Below are 18,120 nucleotides of genomic sequence, written 5' to 3' on the forward strand. Positions count from 1 at the left end.
AAACGGCCGGCATCCACGATGCCGGCCGTTTGCTTCGCCTGGCGCCTTGGAGTCTAGCGCGACGCCTTCACGTCGCGCGCGGGCACCGCATCCACGAATACCGGCGGCGCGTAGCCCGCCGGCTTGTCGCCCACCGCGACGCCGCCGTGCAGGCGGGTCTGCTGGGCGTCGGCGAACATGTAGTAGGGGAACGGTCGCTGCGGCGCGCTTACCGCGTCCAGGCGCGCGCGCAGTTCGGCGGGCAGCTCGAAGTCCAGCGCAGCAAGGTTGGCATCGAGTTGCTCCAGCTTGGTGGCGCCGATGATGACCGACGCGACGCCGGGCTGGGTGGCGGCCCAGTTGAGCGCCACCTGTGCCATGGGTCTGCCTGTTTCGTGCGCCACCTGTTCCAGCTCGGCGACGATGCGCCAGTTGCGCTCGGTGAAGCGCTCGAAGCCGGGCGCGGCGGCAACCTTGGCCAGCCGGCCTTCGCCGGTGCCGCCTGTGGCGCTAGGCTTGTATTTGCCCGACAGCATGCCCATGGCCAGAGGGCTCCAAGCCGTAATGCCCATGCCCGCCTGCTGCCCCAGCGGTACGAATTCATGTTCGACGTGGCGCTCGGCCAGCGAGTATTCCAGCTGCAGGTTGACCAGCGGCGACAGCGCGTGGGCTTCGGCATAGGTCTGAGCCCGCGACGCATACCAGGCCGGCACGTCGGACAGGCCCGCATAGCGGATCTTGCCTGCGCGCACCAGGTCGTCCAGCGTGCGCATCACCTCTTCGGCCGGCGTGACGCGGTCCCAAGTGTGCAGCAGGTACAGATCGATGTAGTCGGTGCGCAGACGGCGCAGCGAACCTTCCACCGCGCGCAGGATGTTCTTGCGCCCATTGCCGCCGGCGTTGGGATTGCCCGGCTGTGCGTTGTAGCTGAACTTGGTGGCGAGCACGACGCGGTCGCGCGTGCCGGTCTGTTCGATGAACTTGCCCAGCATCGTTTCGCTGGTGCCTTCGGTGTAGAGATCGGCGGTGTCGACGAAGTTGCCGCCGGCGGCCAGGTAGCGGTCGAACATCGCGCGGGCGGTGTCCTCGGCCGCGCCCCAGCCCCAGTCGTCGCCGAAGGTCATGGTGCCCAGTGCAAGACGGCTGACGCGCAGGCCCGAACGGCCCAGGGTGTAGTACTGATCGAGTGCCATGCTGCTCTCCTTGATGAGGGTTGCGCTGGCCGCGCTGATCGAGTGCGCGGTGCGATGGACGTATCCTGCGCCGTTTGTTTATGAAAAAAAATGGGATAACTCTTAAAGAATAATGAAGTATTACTTCATAATTTGGTTATGAATCCGATCCAATTACCGGCGCTGGCTGCCTTCGCGGCAGTGGCGCGGCACGGCAGCTTTACCCGGGCGGCGGGCGAAACCGGGGTGTCGCCCTCGGCCCTGTCGCAGTCGGTGCGGGCGCTCGAAGCCCAGCTCAAGATCCGGCTCTTCAACCGAACGACCCGGCGTGTTGCGCTGACCGAAGCCGGCGCACAGTTTTTCGAGCGCGTGCGGCCCGCGCTGGCCGAGCTGGCCGATGCCATCGAGGCCTTGGACGAAACGCGCGACCGCCCGGCCGGCACCTTGCGCGTGACGCTGCCGCGCATCGCGAACGAGCTACTCGTGTTGCCGCATCTGGGCGAATTCACGCAGCGCTACCCGCAGATCCGGCTCGAATTGGCGCTCGACGACGGTTTCACCGATCTCGTGGCACAAGGCTTCGACGCGGGCATACGGCTGGGCCAAAGCATCGCGCAGGACATGGTCGCCGTTCCGCTGGGAGGCGACGTGCGCATCGCGGTAGCCGGCGCGCCGGCGTATTTCAAGAGCCATCTCAAACCGCGCACGCCCGACGATCTGGCTACACATGACTGTCTGCACTACCGCTTCGCGACCAGCGGCGGAATCTACCGCTGGGAATTCGCGCAGCCGGACGATTCGCGGCGCGTTTTCAATGTGCAGACGCGGGGACACTTCGTTACCAACGATCTGCGCACGATGGTGCGCGCCGCGCTGGAAGGCGTCGGGTTGGTGCACGTGATCGAAGACTACGTGCGCGAAGAACTCGCGGACGGGCGGCTGGTGCGGGTGCTGGATGACTGGTGCCCTTCGTTTCAAGGCTTCTTTCTGTACACCCCGGGCCGCGCGCAGATGCCGGCCAAGTTGCGCGCGCTGATCGACTTTTTGCAGGAAAAACGGGCTTCGGTCTTGCCGGGCAAGTCCCGCAGGCGCCGCAAGCCTTAGCGAACCGCGGTAGCGTCGGCTGCCTGTTCTTGGAAGATCTTGGCGCAGCGCGCGCGGATGGTGGAGGTGATGGCCTGCCGCGCCGGGTCGCGCCGCTCCAGCATGCCGATGGGCCGCGCGATGGCCCCCAGGCTGGCCGGCAGGAACAGCACCCGCAGATCCGGCGCGCTTCGCCAGTGCCCGCCGTTGAGCAGCGGCAAGAGCGTCACGCCCGCTTCCTGGCGCACCAGTTCGACCAGTTGTTCGATGGCGTTCAGCTCGAGGAAGTCATCGATGGAAACCCCCAGCCGGCGCAGCGTGCGCTCGATTTGCCGGCCGGTGCGCTGGGTGCGGTCAAAGCGCAGAAAAGGAGACTGGGTCAGCACGTCGCGCGCGGTCTTGCCCGGCGCCGAGGCCGGGGCCAGCACGACCAGGGGCTCTTTGTAGAGGCCGGTCCATCGCGTGCTGGCTGCGGGCCGGCCGGCTTCGACCACGAGCGCGGCATCCAGTTCGCCGGCTTCGACCTTGTTGGCCAGCTCGCCCGATTTGCCCGAGAAAATGTGGATTTCCAGGGCGGGATGCTCGCGCTTCATGGCCGAGACCACTTTGGCCAGGGTGCCCATGCAAGAAACGATGGCGCCGATCGATACCGAGCCGGCCAACATGTCCGGGGCGCCGGGAGGCAGCCGCATCCGGTCGTACAGTTCCAGCAGATGCCTGGCCTCGGGAACGAGATCGCGTCCGGCGGCGTTCAGAAGCGCCAGCCGGCCGCTGCGGTCGAAAAGATCTCGACCCAATTCGGTCTCCAGGGCGCGCATCTGGAAGCTCACGGCGGCCTGTGTCAGGGCCACGTGCTCGGCGGCTTCGGAAAACGAGCCGTGCTGGGCGATTGCCAGAAAAGTGCGCAGAAACCGCAGCGTGCTCATGAATTCCGTACTGCGCCTGAAAGCGTTTTCATATCTATAAAAATTTTTTGTATAAGAAATCAAAAAATCAAATTGATCTAATTAAAGCACGAGAGTAACTTCAAAAACTTTGCGGCGGCATGCATGCCGCCGGCTCCGATCCGTTTCACACCGACGCAGGAACGCGCAATGAAGGCTTTCGACTGGACCAACCCCTATCCCTCGCGGCGCATTCCGGTCTTTGCGCGCAATGTCGTATCCACGTCGCATCCGCTGGCGGCCCAGGCCGGCTTGCGCATGTTGCTCAAGGGTGGCAGCGCGGCGGACGCGGCCATCGCGGCGGCGGCCGTCATCATGCTGACCGAGCCCGTGTCCAACGGCCTGGGCAGCGACTGTTTCGCCATCCTGTGGGACGGCCAGCAATTGCACGGTCTGAATTCCTCGGGCACGGCGCCCGCGGCCTGGAATCTGGACTACTTCAAGAAAAAGTACGGCACCGGCGCCGACGGGCTGGCCGCGCAGCCCAAGCGCGGCTGGGACGCCGTGACCGTGCCCGGCGCGGTGGCCGGCTGGGCCGCGCTGCACGAAAAATTCGGCAAGCTGCCCTTTGAGTCGCTACTCGAACCCGCCATCGAGATCGCCGAGCGCGGCTATGCCGTGCCGCCCGTGGTCGCGCACAAGTGGCAGCTGGCGGCGGACGAACTGCACGCGCAGCCCGGCTACGCCCAGGCCTTCATGCCCAACGGCCGCGCGCCGCGGATCGGCGAGCATTTCAGCCTGCCGCAAGCGGCCTGGACGCTGCGCCGCATCGCCGAAAGCCGGGGACGCGACTACTACGAGGGCGAGATCGCCGAGCGCATCGCCGCCTTCAGCAAAGAATGCGGCGGCGCCATGACCCTGGACGACCTGCGCGGCTACCGTCCCATGTGGGTCAAGCCCATCTCGCAGTCCTACCGCGGCTACGAATTGCACGAGATCCCCCCGAACGGGCAGGGCATCGCCGCGCTGATCGCGCTGGGCATCTGCGAGCATTTCGACCTGAAGGGCATGGGCGTGGACACGGTGCAGTCGCAGCACGTGCAGATCGAGGCCATGAAGCTGGCCTTCGCCGACCTCTACCGGTATGTGGCCGATCCGCGCAGCATGGACGTCACGCCCGAGCAGATGCTCGATCCGGCCTATCTGGCTTCGCGCGCCAAACTCATCGATCTGAAGCAGGCCTCGTATCCCAGCGCCGGCCGGCCGGCCGCCGGCGGCACTATTTATCTCAGCGCGGCCGACGAGAACGGCATGATGATCTCGTTCATCCAGTCCAACTACATGGGCTTCGGCTCGGGCATCGTGGTGCCGGGCACCGGCATCAGCCTGCAGAACCGCGGCATGGGTTTTTCGATGGATCCGAAGTCGGCCAACGTGGTCGAGGGCGGCAAGCGACCGTTCCACACCATCATCCCGGGTTTCCTCACGCAGGGCGGCCGCCCCGTGATGAGCTTCGGCGTAATGGGCGGAGACATGCAGCCGCAGGGCCACCTGCAGACCGCCATCCGCATGATCGACTACGACCAGCAGCCGCAGGCCGCCTGCGACGCACCGCGCTGGAAGCTCAACCGCGACCAGACGCTGGACCTCGAATCGACCATGGACCGCCAGCTCGTCGACGGGCTGGCGCAAATGGGCCACAAGCTGCAATCTGTCGACGATCCCTATATGGATTTCGGCGCGGGTCAGTTCATCTGGCGCATGTCGCCGGACGATAATGAAAAAGGCTATGTGGCGGCGAGCGACCCGCGCCGCGACGGCCTGGCTGCAGGGTTTTAAGTTCATCTGGCGCAAAAATGCCTCTGCGCCGCGCCTCAGGCTGGCGGCCCCTCGTCGGGGACGCGTCTGCCTCGGGAGCGGTCCGGCGGCAAAAATCACTCTAAGGGGAATGACGATGATCAAATCAGTACGCATCAGCCGAGTGCTGTGGGGACTGCTCCTGGCCCTGGCATCGGCCTCGGCGCTGGCGCAGGAACTGCGCATCGGCCTGCAGGAAGACCCGGACACGCTCGATCCGCAACGTGCGCGCACTTATGTCAGCCGCATTGTGTTCACCTCGCTGTGCGACAAGCTTGTCGACGTCGACGACAAGCTGCATTTCGTGCCGCAACTGGCCAAGTCCTGGTCCTGGAGCGCCGACAACAAGACGCTGACCTTCAAGCTGCGCGACGACGTCCTGTTCCAGGACGGCACCAAGTTCGACGCGGCCGCTGCCAAGGCCAACTTCGACCGCGAAATGACCATCCCCGAGAGCATGCGCAAAAGCGAGATCAAGTCGATCGCCAGCGTGGCCGCTCCCGATTCCAGCACACTGGTGCTCACGCTCAAGCATCCCGATGCCACGCTCCTGGCCGCGTTGTCCGACCGCGCCGGCATGATGCTCTCGCCCGCATCCTTCCAGGGCAAGCCCGTCGACGCCGTGGCCCAGCATCCGGTCTGCTCGGGGCCGTACAAGTTCGTCGAGCGCGTGCAGAACGACCGTATCGTGCTGCAGAAATTCAAGCGCTACTACGACGCCAAGGACTACCATTTCGACCGCGTGGTGTTCATGCCCATCCCCGACTCCACGGTGCGTCTGTCGAACCTGCGCGCGGGCAGCCTGAACATGCTCGAGCGCCTGAACCCGGCCGATGTGCCTCAGGTCAAGAAAGACGCCAGCCTGACCTTCGCGCCGGTCAACGGCCTGGGCTTCCAGGAAATGTTCTTCAACGTGGACAACGGGCCGATGGCGCAGAAGTCGCCATTCAAGGATCCTCGCGTACGCAAGGCGTTGGAGCTGTCGATAGACCGCAACGCCATCAACCAGGTGGTGGGCAACGGCATCTTTCCGCCGGCCGGGCAGCCTTTCCCGCCCGCCAGCCCCTATTTCAACGCCAAGTTCGATCCGCCGGCGCGCGATGTGGCCAAGGCCAAGGCGCTGCTCAAGCAGGCTGGCCTGACCCCGCCGGTCAAAGGCACGCTGTCTTTCGGCAACACGACCACGTCCTCGGCCATCGCCCAGATGATCCAGGCCATGGCCTCCGAGGCGGGCTTCGACCTGAGCCTGCAGCCCATGGAATATGCCGCCATGCTGAGCCAGACGCGGCAAGGCAATTTCCAGGTGGCCCTGGAGGGCTGGTCGGGGCGCGTCGATCCTGACGGCAATCTGGCGCTGTTCGTTGAGTGCGGCGCCTCGTTCAACGACGGCCATTACTGCAACGCCGATGTCGACAAGCTGCTCAAGGCGGCACGCGAAAACCCCGACGAGGCGCAACGCAAGGCGCTGTACGACCAGGCCCAGGAGATCCTGACCAAGGACGATCCCTACGTCTATCTGTACTATCAACCCTGGCCCTTCGTCCTGCAGAAGAAAGTCGTGGGTTTCACGCCATCCCCCGACGGCATGATCCGCCTGAAGGGCGTGCACTTCGCCCAATAAGTTGCTGAACAAGGCCCCATGCTCCGACTGATATTGCGACGCGTGCTGGTGGCCATCCCGACACTGATCCTGGTGTCGATGATGGTCTTCATGCTGCAGAAGATCCTTCCCGGCGATCCGGTTCTCGCCATGGCCGGCGAGGAGCGCGATCCCGCCGTCATGAACTATCTGCGCGAGAAATACCATCTCAACGATCCGCTGCCGGTGCAATATGCCGCCTGGGTCGGGCAGATTCTTCACGGCGATCTGGGCAAGTCGCTGCGCACCGACGTGCCCGTCAAAAAGCTGATCGCGGAAAAGCTGCCCGTCACCACGCAGCTATCGGTCATGGCCATGATCTTCGCGCTGATCCTGGGCATTCCGGCGGGCATCATCGCCGCCGTGCGCAAGGGCACCGCCGTGGAGATGGGGGCCAATATGGCTGCGCTGTCGGGCATGTCCATACCCAGCTTCTGGCTGGGCATCATTCTCATCCTGGTGGTGTCGGTGAATTGGCATCTGCTGCCCGCCTCGGGTTATGTGCCGCTTTCGGAAAACTTCTGGCTGTCGCTCAAAACCCTGCTGATGCCGGCCTTCGTGCTGTCCCTGGCCATTGCGGCCTATCTCATGCGGCACACGCGTTCGGCCATGCTCGAAGCCTTGAGCGCCGATTACGTGCGCACGGCGCGCGCCAAGGGTGTGCCGGCCTACAAAGTGGTGCTGCGGCACGCGCTGCGCAACGCGCTCATGCCCATCGTCACCCTGGTCACCCTGCTGCTCGGGGAGCTTCTGGCCGGCGCGGTGCTGACCGAACAGGTCTTCACGATTCCGGGCTTCGGCAAACTCATCGTCGATGCCGTATTCAATCGCGACTATGCCGTGGTGCAGGGCGTGGTTCTGTGCGTGGCCGTGGGCTTCATCGCGCTGAACCTACTGGCCGACGTGCTCTACATCGTCGTCAATCCCCGTTTGAGGCATTCATGACGAGTACCGTTTCCTGCGCCGCGCCGCCGCGCAGCGGCAGCCGGGCCTGGGCCAAGTTCCGGCGCAATCGCTCCGCCATGCTGGGCGCGGCCATCGTGCTGGCGTTCGTCGTGCTTGCCATTCTGGCTTCGGTTCTGGCCGGCTACGATCCGCTCAAGGTCAATTTCCTGGCCGTGCGCAAACCACCGTCGCACATGTATTGGCTGGGCACCGACGAGCTCGGGCGCGACATCTACAGCCGCATGCTGTTCGGCGCGCGCGCCTCGCTCATGGTCGGCCTGGTGTCGGTCCTCATCGCCATGGCGGCGGGCGTGCCTTTCGGCCTGATGGCGGGATATTTCGGAGGCTGGATCGACGGCGCGATCTCGCGCGTGACCGAAGCGCTGCTGGCCATTCCCTTCCTCATTCTGGCCATCGCCCTGGCGGCTTTTCTGGGCCCCAGCCTGTTCAACGCCATGCTCGCCATCGGCGTATCGGCCGCGCCCAAGTTCACGCGGCTCACGCGCGGACAGGTGCTGGCCGTCAAAAACGAAGACTATGTGCAGGGCGCTCGCGCGCTGGGAGCGTCCGACCTGCGCATCATCGTGCGCCACATCCTGCCCAACGTCATGCCGCCGCTCATCGTGCAGGCCACCATTACCATCGCCACGTCCATCATCGCCGAGGCCAGCCTGTCCTTCCTGGGCCTGGGCCTGCAGCCGCCCAGCCCTTCGTGGGGTTCGATGCTGAACACGGCCAAGAACTTCATGGACCAGGCTCCCTGGATGTCGGTCTTTCCGGGCGCGGCCATTTTCCTGGCGGTGCTGGGTTTCAATCTGCTGGGCGACGGTTTGCGCGACGCGCTCGATCCGCGCCAGGAAAAGTAATGAGCATGCATATGGATGCCAAGCGGGTCGTGCAGGTGGACGACCTGACGGTCAAATTTTCAACCCCGTCGCGCGTGGTGGAGGCGGTCGGCGGCGTGTCCTTCCACGTCGATCAAGGCGAGACCCTGGCCATTGTCGGCGAATCGGGTTCAGGCAAATCGGTGACTTCGCTTTCCCTGATGCGCCTGGTCGAATACGGCGGCGGGACGATCGCGGGCGGCGACATGCGCCTGCGCCGCCGCAACGGCGAACTGCTGGATCTGGCCCGCGCCGACGAATCGACGCTGCAGCGCGTGCGCGGCGCCGACATCGCCATGATCTTCCAGGAGCCCATGACCTCTCTGAATCCCAGTTTCACGGCCGGGGTGCAGATCGCCGAGGCGCTGCAACTGCACCAGGGACTGGATGCCGGCGCGGCCCGCGCCGAGACCCTGCGCATGCTCGAGCGCGTGCGCATACCCGAGGCGCGCGCCATTCTGGACCGCTATCCGCATCAACTCTCGGGCGGCATGCGCCAGCGCGTCATGATCGCCATGGCCCTGTCGTGCAAGCCGCAGCTCCTGATCGCCGACGAACCCACCACCGCGCTGGACGTGACCATCCAGGCGCAGATCCTGCAGCTCATCCGACAGCTGCAGGAAGAGATGGACATGGGCGTGATCTTCATTACGCACGATATGGGCGTGGTGGCCGAGGTGGCCGACCGCGTGCTGGTGATGTATCGCGGCAAGAAGGTGGAAGAGGGCACCACGGACGACGTTTTCGCCCGGCCCGCGCACGGCTATACCCGCGCGCTCCTGTCGGCCGTGCCGCGGCTGGGCGCGATGCAGGGCACCACGCTGCCGGCGCCGTTTCCCTTGGTGCGCGTGGACGGCAGCCAGGTGCCGGAGTCTCCCGATGCCGGCAAAGTCGATACGGTGCGCCGCGCGCAGGGGCCGATCCTGAGCGTGCGCGATCTGATCGCGCGCTTCGACATTGCCAGCGGCCTGTTGGGCCGCGTCCAAAAGCGCGTGCATGCCGTGGAGAAAGTCAGCTTCGATCTTTATCCGGGCGAGACGCTCTCGCTGGTCGGCGAATCGGGCTGCGGCAAAACCACCACCGGCCGTTCGCTGCTGCAGCTGGTCCGGAGCCAGGGAGGCCGCATCGAGTTCGACGGCAAGGACATCGGCACGCTGCGCGGCTCGGCCATGCAATCGGTGCGTCGGCACATCCAGTTCATCTTTCAAGATCCTTTCGCGTCGCTCGACCCGCGCATGACGGTGGGCGATTCCATCATGGAGCCGCTGCTCATCCACCGCGTGGCACGCGGCCGAGAGGCGCGCGAACGGGTGCGTTGGCTGATGGACAAATGCGGCCTCATGCCGGAGATGGCCGGACGCTATCCGCACGAATTCTCGGGTGGTCAGCGCCAGCGCATCAGCATTGCGCGCGCCCTGGCCCTGAACCCCAAGGTGGTGGTGGCCGACGAATCGGTGTCGGCGCTGGACGTGTCGGTCCAGGCGCAAATCGTCAATCTCATGCTGGATCTGCAGCGCGAGCTGGGCGTGGCCTTCCTGTTCATCTCGCACGATATGGCCGTGGTCGAACGAATCAGCCACCGCGTGGCCGTGATGTACCTGGGCCAGATCGTCGAAATCGGCCCGCGCCAGGCCATCTTCGAGAACCCGCAGCATCCCTACACGAGAAAGCTGATGTCCGCCGTGCCCATCGCCGATCCTGCGCGGCGCCATCGCCAGCGCTCGCTGCTGGTCGATGAAATTCCCAGCCCGGTACGCAAGGTGGGCGACGAGCCGGTGGTGCAGCCCCTGGCGCAAGTGGGCGAAGGTCACTTCGTGGCACGCCATCCGATAGGCGTCTACGCCTGAAGCAGGATTTTGATCGGCCTCAAGGGCAGGCTACGCGCGGGTTTCCGTAGATTGCGGCTGGTGGTAGTCTTTGCGGTATACCAATCCATCGGCCCATTCGGCACCCTCGCCATGCCGCCTACCGATATCGTCGCCAAGCCTGCAAGCAAACCATACAAGGCCATGCGTCGGTTGTTCGAACCGCGACGCAAGGCCTTTTCATTCCTTGCGCTCGCTTTCCTCATGAGCTGCGCGGCCCACGCCCGGGCCGATACCCAGGAGCCGATCAGGCTGCAGATCGTCGGCGGACTCGCAGGCGTCACTCAGTACACGAAGATCGAGCAACCGTTCTGGCAGTCCGGAATCGAAGCGCTATCGGACGGCAAGATCAGCGCTTCCATCCGGCCGCTCAACGGCGGCGGGCTGCGCAGCCAGGAAATACTCCAGCTCATGCGTCTGGGGGTGGTGACCTTCGGCACCGCCATCCTGTCCGATGTCGAGGGAGAGGCGCCTGAGCTCAACGCCGTCGATCTGCCCGCGCTCAATCCCGACGTGGCGACGCTGCGCAAATCCGTCGATGCCTTCCGCGGACATCTGCGCGATCTGCTGCGCGATCGCTTCGACGTCGAACTGCTCGGCGTCTATGTATATCCGGCGCAGGTTCTGTTCTGCGCCAAGCCTTTCAAGGGGTTCGACGATCTATCGGGGCGCAAGGTGCGCACCTCGTCGGTCGGGCAGTCCGAGATGATGGCCGCCTTGGGCGCCGTGCCCACGATTCTGCCGTTTACCCAGATCACCGCGGCCTTGCGCGACGGCATCGTCGACTGCGCCATCACCGGGACCCTGAGCGGCTACGAAATCGGCCTGCCCGAGGTGAGCACCGCCGTCCACACGTTCGCGATCAGTTGGGGCGTGTCGATCTTCGGCGCCAACGAGGCCTATTGGAACTCGCTGCCGGCCGACGTGCGGGAAATCATCCGGCACGGCGTGAGTCAGCTGGAAGAAAATATCTGGTCGCAAGCCCAGGCAGACACCGAGTTGGGACTGGCTTGTGACGCCGGGAAGGCTAGCTGTCCGACGGGCAAGCCCAGGCGTCCAATGACCGTCGTGCCGACCTCCGCCGCGGATCAGGCGCGGCGCCGCCGGCTTCTGACCGACGTGGTGCTGCCGCACTGGTTCGCGCGCTGCGGCCAGGACTGCGTCGCATCGTGGGACAAATACCTCAAGCCGATACACGACATCGAAGCCAAGGCGCCATGATGCCGCAGCACTTTCCGTGAGTATCAATGCTCAACCGCTTCAAGCTCATGGTTGGAATCGGGATGGCGGTCATTCTGGTGGCCGCCATTCTGGGAACTGCGCATCTGGTCCAGCAGCGCAGGCAGATGGCATGGCATGCCGCCGAACAATCGCTCGAAGGCTCCGCGGTGGCCGTCGAAAACGCGTTCGATCGGCAGATGCTGCAGGTAGACGGTGCCCTGGCAAGCTTTCCGGCGCTGTTCGAGGTCGCGCAGATTTCGCCGAATCAGGACGACGCTGCCAGCAGGCTGCTGCGCGGGCTGAACTTCCAGACCATGGCGTTTCGCGACCTGCTGCTCGTCGGGCCGGACGGCAACATCATTGCCTCCACCCGACCGACCGGCACGCGCCGTGCGCTTCCGCGGGATATCGCGACGCCCGGGCGGGCGCCCACGAAGCTGATCGGTCCGCTGCGCAACACGGTCACGGGCGACTGGTCGCTTTACGTCGCCCGCGCCATACCGGGTTGGAACGGTATCGTGCCGGTCGCCGAGATCCCGCTTGCCACGCTCATGAACCTGCTGGCCGAGACGGGCGTCGGCCCCGATACGCGAATTTTTCTGGAACGCGCCGACGGCCAGATCATTGCCGCCTGGCCCTATGACGAGTCGCTGATCGGCAAGCCACGGGTCTCCGTGCGGCCCGAGCATTTCAGAAATGGCAAAGCCTACGCGCAAGAAGCGAAAAACGGCGAGACCACCCTGAAGGTGGTTCGCAATTCGTTCTACGGAAACATCCAGGTCGTGCTGACTACGAGCAGCGCGACCGTTCTCGCAGACTGGCGTGTGGATCGGGACAGAACAATACTCGCGACCGCCATCGCAGTTCTGCTGCTGCTGGCATTTGCCGTGGCGGTTTTTCTCGTCATTCAGCAGCGCGAGCGCGCCGACGCAGAACGCAGGCGGTCTGCTGCGATCTTGGACAACGCGATCGAAGCCATGTCCGACGGCTTCGTCATGTGGGATGAAAACGATTGTCTGGTGACGTGCAATCAGCACTACCGCGACGCCTACGCCGTGAGCACGCCCTTCATGAAAAAGGGCGCGTATTTCGAAGACATCATCCGCGGCGGCGCCGAGCTGGGACAGTACCCGCAGGCGGCCGGAAACATCGACGGATTCGTCAAAGACATCATTACCTGGCACAGGAAGGGCAGCGGCACGATCGAACGCCTGCTGCCCGACGGGCGCTGGCTGCTCATCACGGAGCGGCGCATGGCGGACGGCGGCATCGTCGGCATACGCACCGACATCACCGCGCTGAAGTCCGCGCTGGCGGACCTGGCCGCCGCCAACGAACGCGCGAACGAGGCCGCCGAAGAAGCGCGGCAGCAGAACGCGGCCTTGCTCGAACAGGAAAGCCGCATCCGCTTCCTTGCGCATCATGACGACCTGACGGGCTTGCTGAACCGCCTGGCCTTCCGCGGCCAGATCGCCCAGGCGCTGCTGCGCACGGCAAGCGCCCACGAACCGGTTGCCCTGCTGTTCCTCGACCTGGATCGTTTCAAGGACGTCAACGATACGCTGGGGCATCCGATCGGTGACATGCTGCTGCTGTCCGTCGCCGAGCGCCTGCTGGCCTGCGTGCAAAACAAAGAGTGCGTCGCCCGCCTGGGCGGCGACGAGTTCGCGGTGCTCAGCTTCGACCGGACCCAACCGCGGCAGGCCCAGGCCCTGGCCGCGCGCATCATCTACGCGCTCAGCCAGCCTTACTTCGTGCAGGAACGGACGATCTCGATCTCGACCAGCATCGGCATCGCGGTCGCCAAAAGCCCGGACATCGACGCCGACCTGCTTTTGAAGCAGGCCGACCTCGCGCTCTATCAGGCCAAGGCCCAGGGGCGCGGCGTAAGCTGCGTTTTCACCGCCGAGATGGACGAGAAGCTGCATGCCCGCCTGGCCATGGAGGAAGACCTGCGCAAGGCCATCGACGAGCGGCAATTCACGCTGTCTTATCAGCCGGTCTATGAATTGACGTCGGGCGGGCTGTGCGGCGCCGAGGCGCTGTTGCGCTGGCGTCATCCCGTGCTCGGCCTGGTCGCGCCGGCGGACTTCGTGCCGCTGGCCGAAGAAACCCGCCTCATCGTCGAAATCGGTGCTTGGGTCATACGCCAGGCATGCGCAGACGCCATGCGGTTTCCCGGCCTGCTGCGCATTGCCATCAACCTGTCGCCGGTGCAACTGACTTTCGGCGATACGGTCGCGACGGTGCGCGCCGCCGTGCAAGAATCGGGAGTCGATCCCACCCGGCTCGAATTCGAGATCACCGAGACGGCGTTGCTGGCCAACGACAACCGTACCCTGGAAACGCTCAAGAATCTGAAGGACCTCGGCGTGCATATCGTGCTCGACGATTTCGGCACGGGGTATTCAAGCTTGAGCCACCTGCGGATGGTGCCTTTGGACAAGATCAAGATCGATCGGTCTTTCGTGCACGATATGACGGTTCGCGACGATTGCAAGGCCATCGTCGCGTCCATCGCCGCGCTGGCGACCGAGCTGGGTATGACGACCACCGCGGAGGGGATCGAGACCCTGGATCAGCTCGAGGCGGTGTGCCGGGCGGGCTGCATGCAAGCGCAGGGCTATCTGCTGGGAAGGCCGCAGCCGCTGGAGACGGTCGAGTCCGCGCAGCCGTTCAGTTCGGCCTGGGGGGCAAGCGGGCATCCCCTGAGTCGCGATTTTTCCTGGGCGAGAGATATTTGAACGGGCATCGCCGGCGCCTAGCGGTAGCAATATCAGCGCGGTTGAAATGCGATGATCGCCATTCCGAGCAGCGAACATGTCACGCCGGCCAGGTCCCAGCGCGTCGGCGATATGCCTTCCACAAGCCATAGCCAGATCAGCGCGACGCAGATGTAAACCCCGCCGTAGGCTGCATAAACGCGGCCCGCGGCATTGGGATGCAGCGTCAGGAGCCATGCAAACGCGGCGAGAGACAGCGCCGCAGGGATCAGCAAGGCGACGCTCCTGCCCTGCCTGAGCCACAGGTATGGGAGATAGCAGCCTACGATTTCAGCGATGGCTGTCGCGACATACAAAAAAAAGATTCTCATTGCCAGGGGACAAGGCTGGAGTGGGGTTCCGTCGGGATCGAAGGCGATGGTTGTCTCGTCGAGAACACCGAAATCGGTCACGAAGCGAGCTTGCCAAGAGGGGGCATGTATCTGCCGATATTGCGCTCGAAAGAGCCGAATCGGCAGATACATGCCTTATTCGAGCAGGCTGTCCAGTCCCTGCGTCAGCGTCTCGAACGGCGGCATCCATTGTTCTGGATCTGCATCGGGGGCCAGCAAATCGGTCCAGTCCGGCGCCAGAGCGAGCCGATCGGCGACGGCGGCGGGGTAGGCCGCCTGCGCCTCCTCGGCGCTCGAACCAAGCACCTCGGCGCGCGCGCGCCAGCATCCCAGATGAACCAGCGCAGCCGGCGCATCGAAGCCGGTCGCGGCCAGCGGCTCGGGCACATGCGCCAGGGCGGCGATCAGCGCTTCGGGAAAATGCCAGATGCGCGCCAGTTCCGAAGACACCTGGGCGTAATGAAAACCCAGTTGCTCGCGTTCGACCTGCGCGCGCCGCGGATCGAGCACGCCGGCCTGCGCATCGACGGGCTTGAGCACGTCGGGCGCGAGGCACAGGTGCATCTGCAACTGGCCGATGCCGTGCATCATGCTCAGGGTGAACGCCAGATCGCCGTTGATCTCGACGCGCTCGGCCAGCCAGCGGGCCGTGCAGGCCGTATACAGCGTATGGCGCCAGAAGCGCGGCAGGTCGATGCCGGGCGTGTTGCGAAAGGCGGCGACCATGCCGCTGCTGAGCACGAGGTTGCGCACCATCACGAAGCCGAGCATGCGCAGGGCGTCGTCCACGGTGCCGACCGTGCGCGAAACATGAAAATAAGCTGAATTCGCCAGGCGCAGCAGTTTGGCGCTCAAGGCGGGATCGGACGCGATCTGCTGCGCAATTTCGGTCGACGGAATACTGTCGGAATTAAAGCTCTCGATCAGCTTCTGGACTATCTTGGGTATGGTCGGCAGCTTGCCCGGCTGGTCGACCAGGGTCTTCAGATCCATGCGCAACTCTCCCAAAGGCGTTATATGCACCCGTAAATCGGGGTTTATTGTCGCAGGAAACCCCATTGCCGGTGCTATCGTCGCATCAATCCATTTGCCGGATAGCGCAGCCATGACATCCCGCCGGAAAGCGACGCAGCGCACGCCCGACCCCGTCTCGGGCGACGAACTCGAAGCCTACTGGGCCGACGCGCTGCAGCGCGCCTGCCTGTTCTGGGACACGCTCATCGAGCGCGGCAACAACTATGTCGAGCATCTCGACCAGGGCATGCCGCCCCTGCTCAAGTTCGAGCACGAGCTGGTGCTCGACGGTCGCACGCTGCCCGAGCCCTGCAACTATTCGCTGCTGCGCCTGGTGCCGCCGGCCGACACGCCGGTCGACGCGGCGGCGCGGCCCGTGGTGGTGGTCGATCCGCGCGCAGGGCACGGTCCGGGCATCGGCGGGTTCAAGTTCGATTCCGAGGTCGGCATGGCCATGCGCGCCGGCCACCCGGTCTATTTCGTCACCTTCCGCCAGGAGCCCGAAGACGGGCAGACGCTCGTCACGGTCATGCATGCCGAGGCGCGCTTTCTCGAAGAGATCATCCGCCTGCATCCGCAATGCAAGGCCAAACCGGTGGTGATCGGCAACTGCCAGGCGGGCTGGGCGATGATGATCGTCGATGCCCTGCGCCCCGAATTGTTCGGCCCCTTGATGATGGTCGGCGCGCCGGTGTCGTTCTGGGCCGGCGGCTCCAAGCTGAATCCGATGCGCTATGCGGGCGCGCCGCTGGGCGGCTCGTGGCTGGCTTCGCTGGTGTCCGACCTGGGCGGCGATCGCTTCGACGGCGTGCAATTGGTCGAGAACTTCGAGCGGCTGAATCCGGGCCATGCCTGGTGGAGCAAATACTACAACCTCTGGTCCCGCGTCGATACCGAGAGTCCGCGGTTTCTGGAGTTCGAGCGCTGGTGGGGCGGTTTTTGCCGCATGACGGGCGACGAAATCGAAACCATCGTCGAGAACCTGTTCGTGGGCAACCGTCTGGCGCGTGGCACCATGCAGGCCGGCGACCGCACCATCGATCTGCGCAACATCACCGCGCCCATCGTGGGGTTCGCGTCGTGGGGCGACAACATCACGCCGCCGCCGCAGGCGCTGAACTGGATCATCGACACCTGGGGCGACGAGCGCGCGATCGCCGCCGCGGGGCGCACCATTGTCTACGTGCTGCATGAAAGCGTCGGCCATCTGGGCATCTTCGTCGGGGGCGAAATCGCCTTGAAAGAGCACGATCAGCTCGTGGCGTCGCTGGACGTGATCGAAAGCCTGCCGCCCGGGCTTTACGAGATGAAGCTCGAAACCAAGCAGGGGCTCGACGATCTGCGCTGGGAGGCGCTGGAGCCCGGCGACTACACGGTGCATTACGAGTACCGGACCATGGACGACATTCGCGCGCTGAACCCCGAGGGCCGCGACGAAGAGGCGCTGTTCTCGACGCTGGCGCAGGTGTCGGAGCAGAACGCGGACGCATACAAGGCCTGGGTCCGCCCCTGGGTGCGCCTGCTCGCGCAACGTCCGGTCGGCGATGCGCTCGGCGAGCTGAACCCGATGCGCCTGCAGCGCAAGCTGCTGTGCGACGCACTGCCGCTGGCTGCGCTGATACGGGCGCAGGCGGAACAGGCGCGCGAGCATCGCACACCGGTCGGCAACGACAATCCGTGGCTTCAGATCGAACGCAATACGGCTCGCCAGGTCGGCGCCGTGCTCGATACCTGGCGCGACTTGCGCGACGAATGGTCGGTCGCTTTCGCGCGCTATTGGTATGGTCCGGAAGCGGCCGGCGCGTGGTTCAAGCCTGCGGTGCCCGACGCCGAGGTGGCGCAGGCGCGCGCGCAAGGCGAGCTCAAGGAAAGCCGCGAGGCCGTGCTGGCGCGGATCGACGAGGGCGGTTTCGCCGAGGCCGTTTGCCGCATCGTGTTGGCAGGCATGGTGTCGATCGGCGCGTTCGAGCGCCGCAGCCTGAGGCTGGCCAAGCTGCTGGCACCCTTGGCCGGCGAGATCGACAGTCATCTCGGCTCGCAAGACAACTGGGTGCGCCTGCTCAAGCAGCAGGCCCGGATCACCGCGGTGGCGCCCGTGGAAGCCTTGAACGTGCTCGAGCACCTGCTGCCCGACACCGAGACGCGCGAACGCGCGCTGGCGGTGTCGGCGGCGGTCATGATGATCGAACCCACGCTCGCCAATCCGCGTTCGGAAATCATCGAGTTCCTGATCGATACGCTGGGCGTCGATCCCCAACGCGTGATCGGCCTGGCGCGCCGTCTTACCGAGGGGCTTGAAAAATCCGGTAAACCCGGCGCGCGGCCTGCCGCGAAGCGCCATGGCAAAGCGCCGCGCAAAACGGCAGGCAAAGCCGCGGCACCGGCCGGCACACCGAGGCGCCGCTCCGGCGCTTCCGCCTGACCCCGGCGCCATTTTCTTCTTTCCGCGCCGCATCCCGGCT

13 protein-coding genes are annotated in these 18,120 nt (G+C 65.0%); 9 read left to right on the forward strand and 4 right to left on the reverse strand.

Features of this window, described 5'->3' with window-relative positions; all coding sequences use genetic code 11:
- Positions 1–53: 53 nt before the first annotated feature.
- Positions 54–1,172 (reverse strand): aldo/keto reductase, encoded by a 1,119-nt coding sequence (locus ACTHJ1_RS12450; protein WP_440192799.1) that lies wholly within the window; start codon positions 1,170–1,172, stop codon positions 54–56.
- Positions 1,173–1,310: 138 nt separating this feature from the next.
- Here ACTHJ1_RS12450 and ACTHJ1_RS12455 point away from each other — a divergent pair, with 138 nt between their 5' ends.
- Positions 1,311–2,255: a LysR substrate-binding domain-containing protein gene (locus ACTHJ1_RS12455; RefSeq protein ID WP_440192801.1), complete on the forward strand. Its 945-nt coding sequence runs from the start codon at positions 1,311–1,313 to the stop codon at positions 2,253–2,255.
- Here the strand turns inward: ACTHJ1_RS12455 and ACTHJ1_RS12460 are convergent.
- Positions 2,252–3,160 carry a LysR family transcriptional regulator gene (locus ACTHJ1_RS12460; protein WP_440192803.1) on the reverse strand — a complete coding sequence of 303 codons (909 nt, stop codon included), beginning with the start codon at positions 3,158–3,160 and terminating at the stop codon, positions 2,252–2,254. The genes ACTHJ1_RS12455 and ACTHJ1_RS12460 overlap by 4 nt on opposite strands.
- Positions 3,161–3,328: 168 nt before the next feature.
- Between ACTHJ1_RS12460 and ACTHJ1_RS12465 the strand changes: the two genes are divergently transcribed.
- From ACTHJ1_RS12465 to ACTHJ1_RS12495, 7 genes are all read left to right on the forward strand, one after another.
- Positions 3,329–4,957, forward strand: a complete 1,629-nt coding sequence (locus ACTHJ1_RS12465; RefSeq protein WP_440192805.1) for a gamma-glutamyltransferase family protein — start codon at positions 3,329–3,331, stop codon at positions 4,955–4,957.
- A 115-nt stretch (positions 4,958–5,072) separates the two neighbouring features.
- Positions 5,073–6,596, forward strand: coding sequence for an ABC transporter substrate-binding protein (locus ACTHJ1_RS12470; protein ID WP_440192807.1), 1,524 nt, complete (start codon positions 5,073–5,075; stop codon positions 6,594–6,596).
- Positions 6,597–6,614: 18 nt separating this feature from the next.
- On the forward strand, positions 6,615–7,559 hold the full coding sequence (locus tag ACTHJ1_RS12475; protein ID WP_440192809.1) for an ABC transporter permease: 945 nt from the start codon (positions 6,615–6,617) through the stop codon (positions 7,557–7,559).
- The gene (locus ACTHJ1_RS12480) at positions 7,556–8,425 is read left to right on the forward strand and encodes an ABC transporter permease (protein WP_440192811.1); all 870 of its coding nucleotides are present in this window, start codon (positions 7,556–7,558) and stop codon (positions 8,423–8,425) included. Before ACTHJ1_RS12475 ends, ACTHJ1_RS12480 begins: the two co-directional genes overlap by 4 nt.
- 11 nt (positions 8,426–8,436) lie before the next feature.
- Positions 8,437–10,290 (forward strand): dipeptide ABC transporter ATP-binding protein, encoded by a 1,854-nt coding sequence (locus ACTHJ1_RS12485; protein WP_440192841.1) that lies wholly within the window; start codon positions 8,437–8,439, stop codon positions 10,288–10,290.
- Positions 10,291–10,401: 111 nt separating this feature from the next.
- The gene (locus tag ACTHJ1_RS12490; RefSeq protein ID WP_440192813.1) at positions 10,402–11,529 is read left to right on the forward strand and encodes a TRAP transporter substrate-binding protein; all 1,128 of its coding nucleotides are present in this window, start codon (positions 10,402–10,404) and stop codon (positions 11,527–11,529) included.
- Positions 11,530–11,555: 26 nt separating this feature from the next.
- Positions 11,556–14,273: a bifunctional diguanylate cyclase/phosphodiesterase gene (locus tag ACTHJ1_RS12495; RefSeq protein ID WP_440192815.1), complete on the forward strand. Its 2,718-nt coding sequence runs from the start codon at positions 11,556–11,558 to the stop codon at positions 14,271–14,273.
- 32 nt (positions 14,274–14,305) lie between these two features.
- On the opposite strand, the gene ACTHJ1_RS12500 is transcribed toward ACTHJ1_RS12495, so the two are convergent.
- Together ACTHJ1_RS12500 and ACTHJ1_RS12505 are read right to left on the reverse strand one after the other, a co-directional pair.
- Entirely contained in the window at positions 14,306–14,623 is a 318-nt protein-coding gene (locus tag ACTHJ1_RS12500) for a YnfA family protein (RefSeq protein WP_440192843.1), read from the reverse strand.
- Between the two features lie 156 nt (positions 14,624–14,779).
- Positions 14,780–15,637 (reverse strand): HDOD domain-containing protein, encoded by an 858-nt coding sequence (locus tag ACTHJ1_RS12505; RefSeq protein ID WP_440192817.1) that lies wholly within the window; start codon positions 15,635–15,637, stop codon positions 14,780–14,782.
- Positions 15,638–15,749: 112 nt separating this feature from the next.
- Between ACTHJ1_RS12505 and ACTHJ1_RS12510 the strand changes: the two genes are divergently transcribed.
- On the forward strand, positions 15,750–18,080 hold the full coding sequence (locus tag ACTHJ1_RS12510; protein ID WP_440192819.1) for a DUF3141 domain-containing protein: 2,331 nt from the start codon (positions 15,750–15,752) through the stop codon (positions 18,078–18,080).
- Positions 18,081–18,120: the final 40 nt, after the last annotated feature.

It is taken from the genome of Bordetella sp. (assembly GCF_051960075.1).
GTDB lineage: Bacteria > Pseudomonadota > Gammaproteobacteria > Burkholderiales > Burkholderiaceae_B > Bordetella.

Coding starts and splice junctions, on each gene's coding strand:
- ACTHJ1_RS12450 (WP_440192799.1), bottom strand. CDS start 1,172: ATGGCACTCGATCAGTACTACACCCTGGGCCGTTCGGGCCTGCGCGTC.
- ACTHJ1_RS12455 (WP_440192801.1), top strand. CDS start 1,311: ATGAATCCGATCCAATTACCGGCGCTGGCTGCCTTCGCGGCAGTGGCG.
- ACTHJ1_RS12460 (WP_440192803.1), bottom strand. CDS start 3,160: ATGAGCACGCTGCGGTTTCTGCGCACTTTTCTGGCAATCGCCCAGCAC.
- ACTHJ1_RS12465 (WP_440192805.1), top strand. CDS start 3,329: ATGAAGGCTTTCGACTGGACCAACCCCTATCCCTCGCGGCGCATTCCG.
- ACTHJ1_RS12470 (WP_440192807.1), top strand. CDS start 5,073: ATGATCAAATCAGTACGCATCAGCCGAGTGCTGTGGGGACTGCTCCTG.
- ACTHJ1_RS12475 (WP_440192809.1), top strand. CDS start 6,615: ATGCTCCGACTGATATTGCGACGCGTGCTGGTGGCCATCCCGACACTG.
- ACTHJ1_RS12480 (WP_440192811.1), top strand. CDS start 7,556: ATGACGAGTACCGTTTCCTGCGCCGCGCCGCCGCGCAGCGGCAGCCGG.
- ACTHJ1_RS12485 (WP_440192841.1), top strand. CDS start 8,437: ATGGATGCCAAGCGGGTCGTGCAGGTGGACGACCTGACGGTCAAATTT.
- ACTHJ1_RS12490 (WP_440192813.1), top strand. CDS start 10,402: ATGCCGCCTACCGATATCGTCGCCAAGCCTGCAAGCAAACCATACAAG.
- ACTHJ1_RS12495 (WP_440192815.1), top strand. CDS start 11,556: ATGCTCAACCGCTTCAAGCTCATGGTTGGAATCGGGATGGCGGTCATT.
- ACTHJ1_RS12500 (WP_440192843.1), bottom strand. CDS start 14,623: ATGAGAATCTTTTTTTTGTATGTCGCGACAGCCATCGCTGAAATCGTA.
- ACTHJ1_RS12505 (WP_440192817.1), bottom strand. CDS start 15,637: ATGGATCTGAAGACCCTGGTCGACCAGCCGGGCAAGCTGCCGACCATA.
- ACTHJ1_RS12510 (WP_440192819.1), top strand. CDS start 15,750: ATGACATCCCGCCGGAAAGCGACGCAGCGCACGCCCGACCCCGTCTCG.